Here is an 18775-nt window from a genome sequence, read left to right as displayed (position 1 = left end):
ATCATTCTGAAGGTTTGGCAAGTTCGTTCGGAGTAGGTGCAGGCAATGGAACAGGCGGTGCGGTGGGCGCTTCTTTCATGCCGTTCATAATTTGTTCGTTCTCTTGAGCCTTCTGATAATAATCCTTCACATACGGATCGTTCTTGAAATTATCGGTGGCCTTGCTCATTATATCCTCGATCCACGGGGTAAGTTGCGGATATTTTTCGGTAATGGTTACCATAAAAAAGATACCCGGACCAAGCACATTATCGAAGTTTTCGGTTACAAAAGAAGTCACAAGATGGTCTTCTTGCTGGCTCAAACGCTCGGCTTCGGCACTGAGTTTGGCGGTAACAATATCCATGTTGCTACCGTTCATAATTGCCTGATCGTGCTTGTGAACGAGTTCGGCCTCTTGATTTTTTAGCTGATTGTACCTGTTGAAGAATTTAAAAAGCTTATCATTGAGCGGCGTTCCGCTTACTGTTTGCTGTGTATTGTCTATCTTTATCGTTATATCACCGCTCTCCAACACGAGCGGGAGCACGCTTTCATCATCCATAAAAATATTGGCCATGCGCACCGAATCGAGGTTCCCCGAGAAATGGAACTGCCCATGAACCACGTCACACGAGTCGATATTCACGAAATCATTGTTCTTCAAAACTTTCAAGTATAACATCCTACCGTCTAAATTAGATACGTTTGAAGAACCTTGTATATTGTAAGAGTTCACACAAGAGGTGAAAGTCATCAGAGTTAAAAGTGCGTATAAGACTATTTTCATAAACAACTGTTCTTGTTCTTTATTCACAAAGATAACACGTATTGTTGGTGCTTTAAAATAAATTTATGCTATTTAAAGGTATTACCTGTACTTTTATAGTTTTTTTCTTTTTGTAATTCCGTTCCTATTCGGTGGGTTGTATAGAGTTCTAAAATAGCTGCAACAAGCAGAAGCACCACCCATTTGTTATACACATAGGCAAGGTAATTTTGGTATCCGTTGCTTCCGGCATTCTGAAACAACGACAACAAAAAGTGATGTACGGTATCTATCATAAGAATACCCGATATCAGAAAGAAGATACTTGCTACTGCCTGTATGCGCTTCAGGCGCTTCACAACGAACGAATTTCCTTCGTATATCTGCATCGACTGCATCACCGAAAACATAATGGCGCCCAGTAGAAACAGCCAACATACAATGTGTTGCTGCCACATCAGGGAAAAACAGCCGGCACCTATTACCATTAGAGCGCCGCCGGCAAGGAAGACTGTGCTTTGCAGTTTATTCAGTTGTCTCATTTTTCCGTTCATCAGGTTTCTTTTCATCAGTGCTTAAAACATAAATATCTTCATCGTCTGCCTTCATGAAATAGCGCTCACGGGCTATCTTTTCTATGGCTTTAGGATTGCGTTTCAGTTCTCGCAACTGTTTCGTATCAGCCTCGTTTTGCGAATTGTACTTCTTGATTTCCGATTTAAGATCATCTATTTGGAGCTCCAGTTCTATAAACTTACGGAAACTGTTGTCGTCAACTACACCGACAATCAGGATGCCTACCACACTCACTATGATGTACTTATAGTGACAGAGCATACTCCATATTACATTCAGACGACTCATTTCCAAATAAATGTGACTGCAAAAGTAAGCAATTTAATCCGAAATATACAAGCTACAATTCATAATTAAATTAAAATATACATGAAACTACCGCTTCTGCAGTTTCTTTTTATTACCTTTGCAACAAACATAACCCTGATTTAGAAAAATCGAAATGGAAGATTATATTGTATCTGCACGTAAGTACAGACCTATGACTTTCGACTCTGTAGTGGGGCAATCGGCCCTTACAACGACACTTAAAAACGCCGTAAAGAGTGGAAAGTTGGCACATGCGTACTTGTTCTGCGGCCCGCGAGGCGTAGGTAAAACCACCTGTGCACGTATCTTTGCCAAGGCTATCAACTGCCAAAACCCCACCGAAACAGGCGAGGCATGCAACGAATGCGAAAGCTGTAAGGCTTTTAATGAGCAAAGATCGTACAACATATTCGAACTTGATGCGGCGAGTAACAACTCGGTTGAGAACATTAAAGCATTGATGGAACAAACGCGCATACCGCCTCAAGTGGGCAAATACAAGGTGTTTATCATCGACGAGGTGCACATGCTATCTACCTCAGCCTTTAATGCTTTCCTTAAAACACTTGAGGAACCGCCCGCACATGTCATATTCATTCTTGCCACAACCGAAAAGCATAAGATACTTCCTACCATCATCTCGCGCTGCCAGATATACGACTTCGAGCGCATGAGCGTGCAGGGTATCGTAGATCATCTTAAGATGGTGGCCGACAAGGAGGGCATTACGTATGAAGACCAAGCACTTTCCATCATCGCCGAAAAGGCCGACGGAGGCATGCGCGACGCTCTTTCGATCTTCGATCAGGCGGCAAGTTTCTGCCAAGGAAATATTACTTATAAAAAGGTGATCGAAGACTTGAACGTGCTGGATGCCGAGAATTACTTCAATATCGTGGACTTATCGCTGCAAAACAAGGTAGCGGAAATCATGGTATTGCTCAATTCAATCATCTCGAAAGGTTTCGACGGGGGGCATCTCATTAACGGATTGGCCGCTCACATCCGCAATGTACTCATGGCAAAAGACGAACAAACGCTGCCATTGCTTGAGGTTAGCAGGCAACAACGCGACAAATTCAGGGAACAGGCGGTAAAAGCACCCACCGCATTTCTATACAATGCCCTTAAAATACTTAACCAATGTGACATCAATTACCGCCAAAGCAGCAACAAAAGACTGCTTGTAGAACTCACACTGATACAGGTGGCACAGCTCACACAATCTGAAGACGATGCCGCCGGTGCGGGGCGTTGCCCTACAAGATTGAAATCCCTGTTCAAGAATATCGTGTCGTCCGTTCAACCTAAACCGGCCATGCAGGTAGCCGAGAACGCCAAACCTATGCAACGTATTACGAAGGCAACGCAGCATAAGGCAGACACCACCGCGCCTTCACCGCAGATGCAGCACCCCGAAAGTGCACCCGCAACAACGGTAAATGCACCGAAAACCAGACTTAAACTGGGCAATCTCGGCATGACTTTTGCCGATTTACGCAACAATGGAGCCAAGAAAAAGGAGGAAGAAGCGGAATTAGAAGTCGTCAACAAAGACGAAAACGCCCCGTTTTCACAAGATGAATTAGACCTACAGTGGCGTATGATGTGCAACAGAATGCCGCAAGAGTTCACCGGAATGGCCGCAAGAATGAAAAATATGCGGCCTAAAATCATCAATTTCCCGCAGGTGGAAATCGTAATCGACAATAAGATACTGCTCGATCAGATTACGGCTATCAAGCATAGAATACATGCCACCTTGGCACGAGACCTGCATAACGGCAATCTACAAATAAACTTTCGCCTTGCCAAACCCGAAGAAGTAGGCAAGGTGTTGACCAAAAGAGAGCTTTTCGACGAACTGCGCAAGAACAATCCGGCCATCGAAAAGCTGCGCAACATATTAGGCTTGGAACTTTCATAAGCCATCGACCGCAGTCCTTTTTATAACATACGGCGCTGCGGCCGGCAGCTCTTATCTTAAATAAGCGGCATGCCTTCTTTCAAACACTCGGCCCTCATATCGTCGGGCCAGATACTTGCTTGTATCTCGCCTATATGACCTTTGTGAAGCAGCACCATGCAAAGACGGCTCTGACCGATACCTCCACCGATGCTCAACGGCAGTTTGCCGGCCAAAAGCTGCCTATGGAAGTACAGTTCTTTGCGGTCTTCTTTGCCTTCTATCTTCAACTGACGGCGCATACTCTCCCCGTCTACCCTTATTCCCATAGACGACAATTCGAACGATCTGCCCAATACGGGATACCAAATCAGTATATCTCCGTTGAGTCCTTCCTTGCCATTCTCGCCCACGGTAGACCAGTCGTCGTAATCGGGTGCACGCCCATCGTGCTTTTTTCCATCGCTCAACCGGCCGCCGATGCCTATTATAAACACGGCACCATAACGTTTACAGATTGCATCTTCGCGCTCCTTCGGCGACTTGTCGGGATACATTTGCAACAAATCCTCACTATGTATGAAGCGTATCTCTTCGGGTAAGAACGGCTCGATTTGCGGATAAGTCTCACAAACAAGGTATTCGGTGCGCAAGATTGCGGCATATATGCGCTCTACAACGCTTTTCAGAAACGACAGATTGCGTTGCCGTTCGGTGATAACAGCCTCCCAATCCCATTGATCCACATAAAGCGAATGCAGATTATCGAGCTCCTCGTCGGCACGAATGGCATTCATATCGGTATATACACCATACCCGGGTTCTATGTTGTATTCCGCTAAAGTAAGCCTTTTCCACTTGGCAAGCGAGTGTACCACCTCTGCCTTGGCGTCATTCAAATCCTTGATAGGAAACGTAACGGCACGCTCTACCCCGTTCAGATCGTCGTTGATGCCCAGTCCTTGCAATACGAAAAGCGGCGCAGTTACACGACGTAAGCGGAGTTCAGTGGATAGATTTTGCTGAAAGAAATCCTTTATCAGCTTGATGCCCTGCTCCGTTTGCCTCATATCCAATAATGCACGATAGCCGATTGGCCTTATTATATTACTCATAATTCTATTGTCTTCTAACCTTGTTTCTTCGTTTCAATTTTCGTGCAAAGATAAACAATTAATAGATAACACTGCAACAAACGGGTATATTTATTTCCAAAAAGAAAGTAAAACGCCCCCTATCATTGTCTTTTTGACACATTCCGTTTCTGCTCAAAACACAATATGCCAACATTCTTCCTCGCACCTTTCAATATAACATGGCACATCTGTCACCCACAGACTGCAAGCCTACGGCAGACAGGAGAACCATCTATCCGACATAGAGAATGTATCTAAGAAAAGTAAACAGTGCATCTGTCTATTTTACTCTCTCCACATTGATTTTCCGATAACAGCGGCCGATTTCTATAGAAAGAACGAACACGGCATACATATTTTTCGTATCTTTGCATCGACAGAGCTAAACATTCATCGTATGAAGAAACTATTAAGCCTTTTGTTCCTTTGCATAATTTCATCGGGTGCCGTTGCTCAAAGCGAAGACTCGCTTTACTACGCCGCACAGAAGTCCATGTGGAAAGGAAAGAAAGACTGTGCGTTAAATCTGCTCGGTACCCTTGTTTCAAAATATGGCAACGAAGACACCGGTTTGTATGCCAGTCTGATGATCAACCCTACATTCCGTTCTCTGCATACAGACGACAGATGGGGCGTGCTGATGGATAGTCTGCTTATCCGTAAGCATTCGGTTGAAGATAATATCACACAGGATTGTCCCCAGAAACCCGCCGCCATAAGGCACGATGAGCCTAAGGCTTCGCACTACGAAATCGACCTCGATATCGACGTAAGCCGCAAACTACTTTCCGTAAAAGCCACAGTTGACGTAGATTTTCACGGAAAACGTTTTATGGACTTCGCCCTGTGGAAGTATTCAAACATCAACTATATTACCTATAACAGGCACACCCGAGCCCGCTACGTGTTCGATGCCGACAGCGCTACAACATGGATCGAGCAGGCCGGAAGGCTACGTGTATATGCTCCGGAAAGAGGAGTTTACCGGCGAATATCCTTTGCCTATACCTGCAATCTCGACAGTCTGGACTCTTGGATGAGTGCATGCGACACCTCTTGGGTACAGTTGGGATACTACATGGCATGGTATCCGCTGAACACACACTCCGAACATACGACCGGTAACTTGAGAATTACGATAGATAAAGGCTATATATTGACCGGTTCGGGCATTGTTACAAGGCATGGAAACACTTGGTTCATGAAACAACCTTGGGCAGGATACGACTTCACTGTGGCCGCTTCGCCCCATTTGAAAAGAAAGATTATAGAAAACAAAGACCGCACAATAGAAATCGACTATACCGATTTTCCTGAAACAGATGCAGATTCTGTTGCCGATTGCTGCAACGCAGCATTCGATTATTACAGTCGGCTGTTCGGCGCAGCTCCGGATAGCAAGCTGCTGAAACTTATCATATTGAACGGCTACGACGGGGCTTTCAGCCGTAAAAACTTCATAACTGCTTATGCTACCTCTTACAATGAATGGCTTCATAACCTACTCGGACACGAGATAGGACACTTTTGGTGGCACTCTGCACCAACGGATAATTGGAACGACTGGCTGAATGAAAGCTTTGCAGAGTTCAGTAAACTATGTCTGATCGGGCATGATTACGGCGACACAGTGCTCAAAGATTACATCTGTTCGTATAGAGAAACAACCCGCAAGCAGTGTCCTATTTATAATCTCGACCGTAATGCGGAGGGTTCGCATGCCATTTTTTACCAGAAAGGCGCACTGATACTCTACGATCTTTGGCAGCAAGTAGGCAGCAAGACATTCTTTCTGTTCATGCAATCGGTGGCAGACAGGCATGTAAGCAACAACGAACAGCTGATACAACAAGCCGACCTGATTTTAGGGAAACAATGGAGCGGGTGGATTATGGAACGGTTGAAACAATGATTTACCAACGGGTGGGCGGTAATTCTCCTACCCCATTCTCCACACATCCGAAAAGGGCAAGGCATCCGCTTGCTCCGCCCACGCCCGCCATACCCAATTATCTCTCGTATCACATACCGCACCTATCGTACTTATACCCCACTTCTATGTTCTGTAGAGATACTGCTTATCGCGATTAAACGAAACTTCTACGACAGCAAAGGATGGCCTATTGCGCAAAAATAATGCACGCAATTTGTTGTTTTCAATTATTTTCATTACATTTGCATCCGGTTTTTATGGTCCCGTAGCTTAGCTGAATAGAGCGTCAGATTCCGGTTCTGAAGGTCTTGGGTTTGAATCCCAACGGGATCACTATTCATGTCTATTAACTGTAATTGTTCGATTCGATTATGGAAATTACCGAGCGCTTTATTAATTATACTAAGTTCGATACGCAGTCTGCGGAAGACTCAGAGAGCGTACCAAGTACCCCGAAACAACTTATTTTTGCCAAATTCCTGAAAGAGGAACTGGAACATGAAGGCTTGTCTGACGTAGAAATGGACGAGATGGGCTATATCTATGCCACGCTGAAAGCCAATACAAAGAAAGATATCCCTACAATCGGCTTCATTTCTCACTACGACACGAGCCCCGATTGCAGCGGTGCAAACGTTAAAGCACGTATCATTAAGAACTACGACGGTAACGACATCGTGCTGTCGGAAGGTATTGTATCGTCGACAAGCAAATTCCCCGAGTTGAAAGAACACGTGGGCGAAGACCTTATCGTGACCGACGGACATACGCTGCTCGGTGCAGACGACAAGGCCGGAATAGCCGAAATCGTGCAGGCGATGTGCTATCTGCGCGACCATGACGAGATAAAACACGGCGATATACGCGTGGGCTTCAACCCCGATGAGGAAATAGGAAGAGGCGCACACCACTTCGATGTGGAGAAATTCGGGTGCCAATGGGCCTACACGATGGACGGTGGAGACCTCGGAGACTTGGAATACGAGAACTTTAACGCTGCCGGTGCGAAAGTATATATAAAAGGTGTAAGCGTGCATACCGGCTATGCCAAGGGCAAAATGCTCAATGCCAATCGCCTCGCATGCGAGTTCAATGCGATGATACCCGAAACGGATATCCCCGAAACAACCGAAGGCTATCAGGGATTTTACCACCTGCTCGGCATAGAAAGTCGCACAGAAGAGGCCAAACTTAGCTATATTATCCGCGATCATGACCGCGAGAAATTCGAAGACCGCAAGGACTTTATCGAGGAATGTGCTAAGAAGATGAACGATAGGTATGGCGAAGGAACGGTGAAGGTGGAACTGAAAGATCAATACTACAATATGAAAGAGAAGATTGATCCGAACATGCACGTGATAGAGATTGTGCTGCAAGCCATGCAAGAAATCGGCATATCGCCGAAAGTAGAACCTATTCGCGGCGGTACAGATGGCGCACAACTGAGCTTCCGCGGACTTCCGTGCCCCAATATCTTTGCAGGCGGCGTAAATTTCCACGGCCCCCACGAGTTCGTTTCCGTGCAGGTAATGGAGAAAGCAGTAGACGTTATCATAAAAATTTGTGAGATAACGGCAGATTACGAAGACTAAATAGCATTTCTCCTCCCGTCCTCTCCTGAAGAAAGGAACTCGGCTTGTTATGTATAGGCTTACTCTATCTCTTTGGGAGAAGGCAGGGAGAGGTCCTTTCTCAATATGGCAGACCTCCCTAACTTGATTAAAGATTTGGCACTGATACTGGTAGTTGCCGGTGCTGTTACATTGATATTCAAGAAGCTCAAGCAGCCTCTTGTACTCGGATATATAGTGGCCGGTTTCCTCGTATCGCCCAACATGCCCTACCTTATGTCGGTTGTCGATAAGAAAGACATACAGACTTGGGCCGACATTGGCGTGATATTTCTGCTGTTCTCCATGGGCCTCGACTTTTCATTCAAGAAAATTACCAAGCTGGGCATGTCGCCTTTCATTGCCGTAACCACTATTCTGTTGACGATGCCCATACTGGGTTACGCTGCAGCCACCTGCTTCGGGTGGTCTCACATGGAGGCGATTTTCCTCGGAGCCATATTTGCCATTTGCAGCAGTACTACCATTATATATAAGACGCTGACCGACCTAAAACTTAAACAACAACGCTTTGCGAACATCGTTCTTACGGTGCTGGTGCTCGAAGACGTAATTTCGATTGTTCTGATGGTAATGCTTTCGGCTCTTGCCACAGGCAAAGATATGGAAGGAAGCGAGATATTAGCCATCATTTTGAAGATTGTATTTTTCATTGTGCTATGGTTTGTCGTAGGTATATTCCTCATTCCGTTGCTTCTCCGTAAGATGCGAAAGCTCCTTACCAATGAAATATTGCTCATTGTTTCGTTGGCCTTGTGCTTCTTTATGGCCATTCTATCGTCGAAAGTCGGCTTTAGCAGTGCTTTCGGCGCTTTTATCATGGGTTCCATTTTGGCCGAAACAGTAGAAGGAGGTAAGATAATTAAGGTGGTAGATCCGCTGAAAGACCTATTCGGGGCAGTGTTTTTCGTATCGGTAGGTATGCTTGTCGATCCGCATGTACTCATACAATATGCTCTGCCGATACTGATTATCGTGATACTGATTATCGTAGGACAGGCCATTTTCGGTACGTTTGCTTTCCTGTTGAGCGGACAGTCGCTGAAAACAGCCATGCAGTGTAGCTTTTCTATGGCGCAGATCGGTGAGTTTCCTTTCATCATCGTATCATTGGGACTCTCGCTGGGCGTTATCGGAGAATTTATGTATCCCGTAATCGTTGTAAGCTCTGCAATCACGACATTCTTTACCCCTTACGTTATCAAAGCATCCATCCCTTGCTATAACTTCATAGAACAACGACTGCCAAAACGATGGATCAAGCTGCTGAACCGGCAGACAATGGGCGAGGAAAACGATACGAACAGCAATAATTACTGGCGTAACCTGCTCGTTCCGATGGTACGGCAGACAGCCATCTATATCGTGCTCACCATTGCCGCGATAGTAATGATGTTTTCTTTCTTCTTACCGTTTGCACGGCATTTACTATCTCGTGAATGGGCCAATATCGTAACCGGACTGCTCACATTGTTCCTCATTGCCCCCTTCCTAAGGGCCATTATCGTAAAGAAAAATCACAGCAAAGAGTTTAAATATCTATGGGGAAAGAGCCTGAAGAACCGTCCTACACTCGTATTTACCATCGTAATACGCACTTTTATTGCGATAGGTTTTATCTTTTACATATTAAATTATCTGAGCAATCTGTCGCTTGCACTGATAACAAGTATTGCCATCGGAGCTATCATCCCCATGATTTTATCGAGGAGTTTGAAGAAACGAAGCATCAAGATAGAACGTATATTCATACAAAATCTCCATTCAAAGGAAATAGCCGCTACAGTTTTGGGACATCGACGGCCATTATATGCCACTCGTCTACTTGATCGAGACGTGCATATAGCCGAATTCGAAGTGCCCGAAAACAGCACGTGGGGTGGTAAAACGTTAAAGGAACTCAATCTAAGAAGCCGTTTCAGGGTACATATAAGCAGCATTCTCAGAGGAAAACAGCGACTTAATATTCCTAATGGAGATACCGTTATCTTCCCTTTCGATAGGATTGAAGCCATCGGTAATGACGAACAACTCACGACATTCAGTAAATCTTTGAGCAATGACATCTATCCCGACGATCCGGAAATAGAAAAGAGAGAGATGAAACTCAGGCAGATGATTATCAAAAGCGATAGTCCTTTTATCGGTAAGACACTTGGCGAGAGCGGCATCCGTGATAAATACAACTGTATGGTAGTGGGCGTGGAAGAAGGTCAGGAGAACCTTACAATGATTACACCTTCACGAAAATTCGAAAAAGGAGATATCATTTGGGTGGTAGGAGAAGAGCAATCATTAGCCGCCTTAGGTATCTCTTAAGCCGACATTCTTACTCGGAAAGCTGCATATTCGGCAATTTCGGCATTAATACCACTGCACAGCATTGCTGTAACCGCTGCGTTTATCGTATTTCAAAGCATCGGTCAATGTTGCCGCATTGCATCGGAAAGTAAAATTATAGCTTGTGTAAGGCGCAAGTACAACCTGACAGCTCATATTGAAGCAGTGCAGGTCGCGCTGAAGAGATGCCGTGGTCATGCTCATTGCATGGTTCTCGAAATCGTAACCGGATGAGAAACTAATGTTCCATCCATCACTAATACGCAGGTTTCCACTAACGTTAAGCGTTTGCGTAAACTTATAAGGATAGCGCATTTTGTCGTAGTTGAATTTGCGTACATCGGTATTCTCACGCATCGTAATGCCGTAACCGATTGTCAAAGACCACGGCATGGAGAACTTCATGTAGCCGTCATCATCGGTTTCGGCCTTTCCTCCTCCGCTCTTTTTCTTGGCACCGCGTTGACCTTCTATCATATCCTCGTCTACGTTGCTCTCAATATCTGTGTCAACCCCTTCTTCGTCTTTGCGATTACGTTTCTTATTGCTATCGTCTTCGGCAGTACTGCCACCGAACAGTTTCTTGAGTTTTTCCGGCGTTAGTGTGAACGATATATTCTGCGACATGCCTAGGAAACGCCCGAAACGCCCATAGCTCCATTCGGTTCGGTTGCCCACATACGGTACTCCGTCTGCCCCTACTTCGTAAGCATAAGTAGCAAACACGGCATTCATATTAAAGGTATAATTCTTCCACCACTTCAGGCGAATGTTCATACTGAGGTCGCTCCATGGCTTTTCTTTTGCCGCCATATTATACGACATTGCCATACCGAGATTATCGATAATACTGATTTTCTTAAATCCGGTAGAATCCTTATCCGATCTCACCTTCATTTCAATATTGTTATCGATACTGAACGATACGCTTCCGGTACGCCCGCGCCCCGGAACACCATACAGTCCGCTTCGATAAGGAGAATACTCAACAAGCGATACATTGCCATCGGCATCTGTTTTCATATATGTATCATAATATCCATAGCGCCGTGCACCGAAATCCGGAGCATAACTGAAACTTACTTGCGGAGTTATAACATGGCGTATAGCTTGTATTTTATCACCGAAAATCTTACGGTTAGGCGTCCAGAATCCATAGAATTTAGTCGACATGGAAAGGCTGAGGTCCCAATTATAAATGTTATGAAATCCGTATGTAGTATCTGCCAATTCAACCTGACGGGCGGCATCCCACGAACGTTTGATCTTATTCGTATACATGCGATCGGTAAAGTTGAAGCTCGGAGTAACATTAATATAATTGAACAAGGTGAAGTTTCCGCTCAACGGAATACGATGTTGAAACCCGTTACGCCAATCTTTTATAAGATTTGAATGCAGGAAACGATCCTCCTTTGTACTAATAGAATTGGAGAATTGTCCGGTATAACTCACCGAAATCTTTTCATACCAACGTTCGTTCCCCGCAGCATGTTTACGCTTAAACGGATAGAATCGACTAATACTGATATTCAGATCAGGCAGCGTCATTGCAAGAGAAGAGTCGCGCATATTTTGAGATAAGTTGGCTGTACTGCTAAGCGACATGCCGATACTGGAAAATGTAGTGCTCCAACTTACCGAGGATGTTCGCGTACTCTGCGTCATAGTCTGTGGATTGTACAAACTCGAAAGGTTGTTACGTTCATAACTCGACGATGCATAATTTACACTTGCCGAGAAAGAACTGTAAGGATTAGCCTTGGCATCCTGCCGATGACTCCACTGTAACTTGATACTCTTCTGCCGACTGTAATCGGGTAATCCTTTGTCACCCGTTTTGGTATCTTGATAACTGAATAAGAAACTACCGCTGTACCTGTACCGTTTATTGTAATTAGATGCGGCAGATAAGCCCCACGAACCTTTGGTGTAAATCTCTCCGAGGAGCTTTAAATCCCATTTGTCGCTCATAGCAAAGTAGTAACCGCCATCGCGCAAATAAAATCCCCTATCCTGTTCATCGCCGTAAGTAGGCATGATAAAACCGCTCGAATAGCTCTTTGTGAACGGAAAAAAGCCGTAAGGGATAGCCAAGGGCAACGGTACATCGGCGACAACCAAATAGGCAGGCCCGAACACAACATCCTTTCCCGGGCGCACTTTAGCTCTTGAAAGCGCGATATAAAAATCGGGATGCTTCTTGTCGCAAGTGGTGTATCGACCATGTTGCAGGAATATATCGCCATCCGCATTACGCTTCGACAACTGACTGCTTAAGAAACCATCCTGTTGTTCGGTATAAACATTTTTAATCAATCCCTTTTTAGTCTTGAAATTAAATGCCATCGTGTCGCTTTCATAGCTATCCTTCCCCATCTTGAACTGCGGTGTACCTTCCAATTTTCTCGATGCAGTGTCTTTAATAGCACCTGTTGCGTACACTATATTACTGTCGAGATTGATATAGATTTTCTCGCTTTTCAAATCCATCTGTTCGTATTTCACGCTTGCATCGCCGTAAAGATACGCCGTTCTCGTCTTGGCATCGTAAATCATCGAGTCGTTCGACGCATATTCCACCGGTGCCTCCAATCCGTTTGCCTTAAGTCTGTTAAGGGAATCCAAGCGGATGGAGTCGTCTATCTGCTTGTTATGTCGGAAAATAGCGAGCTGAAGAGAGTCCATCGTCATTGTATCTACCGCCGGTCTTTCCATAGAATCCGGTGCGATGCTGTCGTTTCTGATAGAGGTATGTACCTTACGTTTTTTCTTGAAAAAAGGTACATTTGCATCTGCCACCACAAAGACAATGGCGAACAACAGCAAAAATATGACCGATTTACTTCTCATATAGTGTGCAAAATTACTTAATTAAAAGGTAATTAGCGAGCGATTTCTTTATTTTAACTTTTATGTAAAATCCCCTTTCTTCCATACCGAATTTCCACTGAAAATAATCGTTATTCAAACATTTCTGCCCATTTTCTGAAACGGGCTACACCGTCTTCTCCGAATTTCGATATACTTTTCAGCGCCTCCTCCATCGTCTTTTCACGGTCAAGATGTGTCTTCGAGAAAAATTTATCGGCATAGCAGATAATCTGTTCCTCAATTGTTTCGGGCAGAAAATCCTGATGCGGAAGAGGTAGATTTTGCTGTTCAATCTGCTCTTTGGTGATACCGGCTCCGGTATGCCGTTCACATACCCGTGCATGCCGTTCGTATCTTTCGCTGCGAAGCATCTCTGCACCAATCCTGCCATGACAGATATACGGCACTGTTCCGAAGCATTGTATGCTCGGCGCATTACATCTAACGATGCCAATATCGTGGAGCATAGCCGCCTCTTCCACAAATCTACGGTCGGCATGCAGTTCGGGATGTCTATCTACAATATCCAATGCCTTGTTGCACACCGCACTACTGTGGGCAACAAGAATATTACGCAACTGCGTATTTTTATCGTAATATTTATCGATAATCGCCTGATAATCCATTTTTGTTATCGGTAAAAAACAAAAAATGCACAGTAAACAATGCATATTCATGGCATTGTTACTGTGCACTTCATATCATGTCCGGTCAATTAATTCTGCTCTCTCTCGATATAAGCAATAGTATCTCCCTTGCTTACTTTCGATCCCTGTTTGGCATTAATCTCCACAAGTTTGCCTCCCAAAGCCGCAGGAATTTCCACAAACTCGCCCCACGGCGCCTGAATATAGCAGAACACATCGCCTTCCTTATACTCCTTACCGATGAAAGGCTCTACAGACGGCGCACATTCACCCTCGCCATTGAACTCCCAGAACAGCTGTCCCTTCACGGGAGCCACTATCGCATCGGCCTTTGCATGCTTGAAAGCGGCAAGTTGTTCGGGCGACAGTTTACTGCCAAGTTTCTCGTCTTTAGCCTTTTGCAGGTCGGCAAGGAAGTTTTTCTTGGCCTGTCCGCTCTTATAATTACGATACTGTTCGGGATGCATGGCAAGCTCGAAGAGCTCTTCGTCATCCTGTCCGTACTCCCAACCATTCTCGTCCATCTCTTTTCTGAAGTCATCGAGAGCATTCTTGAGCAGCGTATGAGGATCGGCATCCGTAAATTCTCGTCCTTGTTGTTTGGCAAGCTCCACAAGCTCGGGCGCAATTGTACCGGGCACCTTACCGCTCTTTCCTAAAATCATTCCCCACATAGAGTCGTCCATCATTACGAACCTTCCCTTGCCTTGTTCCATGGTAAGGAGGTTCATCAGGGCAATGTTCTTGGTATATTGAGAGAAAGGCGTTACCAATGGAGGATAGCCCACGCGAGGCCAAACATAAGTTACTTCATCGAAAAGTTTCACGAGCATATCATCCATCGACAGCTCCTCCTCGCCTTTCTTCTTACGCAGATTGTTGATAGTATTCTTGATTGGTCCCAGATCAGACATCATACTGCCCATCATACCGCCCGGTAATCCGCAACCAAGGAGCAGCGACGACATTATTTTATTACCCGGATTAATGAAATAACCCAGCCACTCATCGATGAATTCCTGCGTAAGTGCGCGTGCTTTCATATAAGCATTCATATTGATTTCGGGCACATCGAAGCCTTCGTTCTTCAGCATACTCAGCACAGATATGATATCCGGATGCACCTTACCCCACGACAGCGGTTCCATAGCCGTATCTATAATATCGGCACCATTATTGCATACTTCGAGAATACTTGCCATAGAAAGCCCGGGGCCCGAATGTCCATGATACTCGATAATAATATCCGGATGCTTCTCCTTAATCATTTTGGTAAGTTTACCCAGAAATGCCGGCTGACCTATTCCGGCCATGTCTTTCAGACAGATTTCCTCCGCACCAGCCTCTATTTCCTGATCTGCAATCTTCGCATAATATTCCAAAGTGTGCACCGGAGAGGTCGTAATACAGAGAGTTCCCTGCGGTGTCATCCCTGCCTCTTTGGCCCATTTGATACTTGGAATAATATTACGCACATCGTTAAGCCCGTCGAAGATACGCGGAATATCCACTCCTTGGGCATGCTTTACCCTGTACATCATAGCCCGAACGTCGTCCGGAACCGGATACATACGCAGTGCATTCAAACCGCGGTCGAGCATATGCGTCTTTATCCCTACCTCATTGAAAGGCTTGCAAAAAGCTCTTACTGCATCGTTAGGGTTCTCTCCCGCCAACAAGTTTACCTGTTCGAAAGCCCCGCCGTTAGTCTCCACACGGGCAAAACATCCCATATCGATAATTACCGGAGCAATGCGTTCCAACTGATCCTTACGAGGTTGAAACTTACCCGAGCTCTGCCACATGTCCCGATATACGAGACTGAACTGAATTTTCTTCTTCATATCGTAATTATTTTTTATTTCTTCGCATAATAACCGCCTGCAAAATTAGACAAAAAAATCCGAAATTCTCCCCATACATATCTTTTTTTATGATTTAAAAACCTAAGTTCAAAACAAGAAAATGATATGGATATAGCTGCAACCCCATTTTTATATTTCACTGCAACCGCATATAAAAGCGCAAAGAAAATAAATATTCATATATTCACAACCGCCTCTCCTCATCATTGCAAAGCACTGTTAACCAACGAAATATATCTGTATTTAACACGACGGCATGACATTAAATAACAATAAAGCCTACACATTCATCTCTTGGAAATATCACCTATGCTTCATAGCACGATGGTGTATGCATCATAGAAAATAGATGTAAGAAAGATATGAAAGAAAAACATGCATGATTTTTCTTTCATATCATCAGCTAAAATATGCCAATAATCCTTTAATAATCGGCAATCTCCTTCTATTATGATGATACGACAGCAAAATAAAGAAACCACTCTGGCGGGCGTAGAAAGAAGATATTCTGCATTAATAAAACGGTATCAGAACTCAAATCCCAAATTTATATAGAAACAAAGTCGTTTGGTTTTGCTCGACCAACCCAATGTTGCACCCAGCGGACCGAGCATGCTATCGTAATAATACGACAACTGCATACCTGCTTTCGGTCCATGACCGAAAAGGTTCTTCAATGCTTTACCGTCTTCATACCCCGCCAATTTCAGAAGTACATAGTTGTTTTCGGTCAGTCTTTCCTGCAAAGTCAGCTGCAAAGCCATAAACTTATCTTCCACACGTTCTATATAACCTACGCCTGCAAAAGGCAAATGCCGACAGTCGAGATAATGGCCGAACCACTCGCCCCCTATTACCGTTTTGACCGGTGCCGGTGCATTATTGCCGAAAACCAGCCGGCCGTAAACCATAGGTTGTAAAGTAAGTCGCGAAAAAAGCGGAAAACACATGCGCCACATGGCATTAACGGCGTGAATACCCGCATGATGATTGTACTTGATAAAGTTATCTGTATAATAACCGTAGCCGGCATGAAACTTAGCTCCTCGTACAGGGAAATTCCATTTATTTTCCGAATTATAGTCTACATCCGCCCGATACGTCAGATAATGGGCATCGTCCAATCCCCTATCGGCATTCCATTCTCCGCTGCCGACATCGAGCAGTATATTACTGAAATGGTAATAATCCCACCGCAATCCTAATTTTATATTAAAGTTGCGTATATTGAACTCGAGAGGTACAAGGTCGGCCGTGTGCTGATTATAGGTAATATTCGCCTGACGTTTCCCCTTTTCGTTCACATTGATATCGTTATGACGGAAGATATACCCTACAGACATTTTTCCCAAAGCCCAAGGACAGAAGTTCAGATGGGCCTTAAACATGATACGTTTGCCCAGTCTTAACGTCACATCGGTATACATCGGCATGCGTGTTTTTAACAAAAACTCCGAATTGACCTGCAATGCAACCATCTCTTCCGTATCGAAACGTACCCCGAGAGCTACCTGATTTCGTCTTTTTTCCTTAGCCGTAACAATTACATCGTAGCCTTTTTCATACGCATTATACACATAGTCGGCATCGCTATAGAACAGGTCGTCATGCATAGAGGTTACCATTTGGTCCATTTCTGCCGGCGAAATACTGTCCCGTTCAGCCAAACGATATTTCTTCTTCAATAACTTTTCGTCTGCAGGAGCTACGTTTACAAAACTTATACTATGCAATTTTACCTTATCGGCAAACGGTTTCTCATGTCGCAATGCTATTTTCGGAGGCATGAAATCTAACTCATAGCCCAACTGTTTCTTCAGAGCGACCAACTCGTCCCAATGCTTCATGGCCGCTTCTTCGCCCCTGCGTATCAACGTATCGATGGCCGCAACGCTGAAACTTGCTGCAGAATATCCATGCGTATCGGCATGTATGAGCACATCGGTATTAGCTATATTCTCGCTATATTTATTTTTACAGTTCACATCTACTATTTGTCCGAGAATTGCACTGCCGCTGTTCAGTTCGTCGGCAGTCTTGGGAGCTCCCTGAACCACAACACCTATCACCACATCGGCACCCATCTGTCGGGCCACGTCCACAGGGAAATTATTGCGCAGTCCGCCGTCTACAAGCACCATATCTCCTTTCCGTACCGGCGAGAATGCCCCCGGAATAGACATACTGGCACGCATGGCTTCGGCAAGCACGCCGCTATGGAAAACATATTCGGTATTATCAACAATATCTGTCGCCACACATGCAAACGGAACAGGCAACAAATTAAAATCCACAGAGTCGCGATAACCGGCCGTAAGTTTGGCAAACAAGCGGGCAAGGTTTTTACCTTCGATGATGCCTCCTGCCATTTTAACTGTATTATTGGCAATCGAAAGGTCTCTCGAAAGGAAATAAGTATTCTGCCGTTTACGGTCGGCAAGGCTTTGATGGATAGGATCTGTCTTATCCGAAAGCAGGAAAGACCAGTCTTGCATGTGCACCATAGAGTCTAAACATGTGGCATCATAACCTATTGCATACAATCCGCCAACAATAGAACCCATACTTGTGCCCGTAACGATATCTACCGGTATGCCGGCTTTCTCTATTACCTTCAATGCACCGATGTGCGCCATGCCTTTGGCACCGCCGCCGCTCAATACCACTGCCACCTTTTTACGTGGCATTTGCTGTGCCGTTGCAGAGATTGTTAACAGTGCTGCCACAGACAACGTAACAAGACAATTTCTTCCTTTCATAAAAAATCCAATCCGTAAATAAAAGCATTCTGCCTGCCTCGTGCAAAC

13 protein-coding genes and 1 tRNA gene are annotated in these 18775 nt (G+C 44.8%); 6 read left to right on the top strand and 8 right to left on the bottom strand.

The window, feature by feature from the left end:
* Position 1: 1 nt before the first annotated feature.
* The 3 genes from HMPREF0663_RS07990 to HMPREF0663_RS07980 form a co-directional block, all read right to left on the bottom strand.
* Positions 2-769 (bottom strand): DUF4369 domain-containing protein, encoded by a 768-nt coding sequence (locus tag HMPREF0663_RS07990; RefSeq protein WP_036859035.1) that lies wholly within the window; start codon positions 767-769, stop codon positions 2-4.
* A gap of 68 nt (positions 770-837) precedes the next feature.
* Positions 838-1290, bottom strand: a complete 453-nt coding sequence (locus HMPREF0663_RS07985; protein ID WP_004369902.1) for a C-type lectin-like domain-containing protein — start codon at positions 1288-1290, stop codon at positions 838-840.
* The gene (locus HMPREF0663_RS07980; RefSeq protein WP_231375151.1) at positions 1274-1612 is read right to left on the bottom strand and encodes an FtsB family cell division protein; all 339 of its coding nucleotides are present in this window, start codon (positions 1610-1612) and stop codon (positions 1274-1276) included. Before HMPREF0663_RS07980 ends, HMPREF0663_RS07985 begins: the two co-directional genes overlap by 17 nt.
* Positions 1613-1766: 154 nt before the next feature.
* Here HMPREF0663_RS07980 and HMPREF0663_RS07975 point away from each other — a divergent pair, with 154 nt between their 5' ends.
* Positions 1767-3560 (top strand): DNA polymerase III subunit gamma/tau, encoded by a 1794-nt coding sequence (locus tag HMPREF0663_RS07975; RefSeq protein WP_004369899.1) that lies wholly within the window; start codon positions 1767-1769, stop codon positions 3558-3560.
* Positions 3561-3616: 56 nt separating this feature from the next.
* Here the strand turns inward: HMPREF0663_RS07975 and asnA are convergent, their stop codons facing one another.
* Positions 3617-4654, bottom strand: coding sequence for an aspartate--ammonia ligase (gene asnA / locus HMPREF0663_RS07970; RefSeq protein ID WP_004369896.1), 1038 nt, complete (start codon positions 4652-4654; stop codon positions 3617-3619).
* A gap of 418 nt (positions 4655-5072) precedes the next feature.
* Here asnA and HMPREF0663_RS07965 point away from each other — a divergent pair, with 418 nt between their 5' ends.
* From HMPREF0663_RS07965 to HMPREF0663_RS07950, 5 genes are all read left to right on the top strand, one after another.
* The gene (locus HMPREF0663_RS07965) at positions 5073-6587 is read left to right on the top strand and encodes a M1 family aminopeptidase (RefSeq protein ID WP_004369894.1); all 1515 of its coding nucleotides are present in this window, start codon (positions 5073-5075) and stop codon (positions 6585-6587) included.
* Complete coding sequence (locus HMPREF0663_RS11945; RefSeq protein ID WP_143150394.1) at positions 6584-6766, top strand: hypothetical protein; 183 nt, start codon at positions 6584-6586, stop codon at positions 6764-6766. Before HMPREF0663_RS07965 ends, HMPREF0663_RS11945 begins: the two co-directional genes overlap by 4 nt.
* A 101-nt stretch (positions 6767-6867) precedes the next feature.
* Positions 6868-6941 (top strand) — tRNA-Arg (locus HMPREF0663_RS07960).
* Positions 6942-6979: 38 nt separating this feature from the next.
* Positions 6980-8203: a peptidase T gene (gene pepT, locus HMPREF0663_RS07955; RefSeq protein ID WP_004369892.1), complete on the top strand. Its 1224-nt coding sequence runs from the start codon at positions 6980-6982 to the stop codon at positions 8201-8203.
* Positions 8204-8308: 105 nt separating this feature from the next.
* Positions 8309-10561 carry a cation:proton antiporter gene (locus HMPREF0663_RS07950; protein ID WP_004369889.1) on the top strand — a complete coding sequence of 751 codons (2253 nt, stop codon included), beginning with the start codon at positions 8309-8311 and terminating at the stop codon, positions 10559-10561.
* A 45-nt stretch (positions 10562-10606) separates the two neighbouring features.
* Here the strand turns inward: HMPREF0663_RS07950 and HMPREF0663_RS07945 are convergent, their stop codons facing one another.
* The 4 genes from HMPREF0663_RS07945 to HMPREF0663_RS07930 form a co-directional block, all read right to left on the bottom strand.
* The gene (locus tag HMPREF0663_RS07945; protein WP_004369887.1) at positions 10607-13435 is read right to left on the bottom strand and encodes a putative LPS assembly protein LptD; all 2829 of its coding nucleotides are present in this window, start codon (positions 13433-13435) and stop codon (positions 10607-10609) included.
* A 110-nt stretch (positions 13436-13545) separates the two neighbouring features.
* Positions 13546-14082 (bottom strand): HDIG domain-containing metalloprotein, encoded by a 537-nt coding sequence (locus HMPREF0663_RS07940; RefSeq protein WP_004369886.1) that lies wholly within the window; start codon positions 14080-14082, stop codon positions 13546-13548.
* An 89-nt stretch (positions 14083-14171) separates the two neighbouring features.
* Positions 14172-15947 carry a hydroxymethylglutaryl-CoA lyase-like TIM-barrel protein gene (locus HMPREF0663_RS07935; RefSeq protein WP_004369885.1) on the bottom strand — a complete coding sequence of 592 codons (1776 nt, stop codon included), beginning with the start codon at positions 15945-15947 and terminating at the stop codon, positions 14172-14174.
* Between the two features lie 548 nt (positions 15948-16495).
* Complete coding sequence (locus tag HMPREF0663_RS07930; RefSeq protein WP_004369881.1) at positions 16496-18727, bottom strand: patatin-like phospholipase family protein; 2232 nt, start codon at positions 18725-18727, stop codon at positions 16496-16498.
* Positions 18728-18775 lie beyond the last annotated feature (48 nt).

It is taken from the genome of Hoylesella oralis ATCC 33269 (assembly GCF_000185145.2).
Taxonomy (GTDB): domain Bacteria; phylum Bacteroidota; class Bacteroidia; order Bacteroidales; family Bacteroidaceae; genus Prevotella; species Prevotella phocaeensis.
Note: the sequence above shows the minus strand (reverse complement) of the source record. Positions and strands in the feature narration are given on the sequence as shown.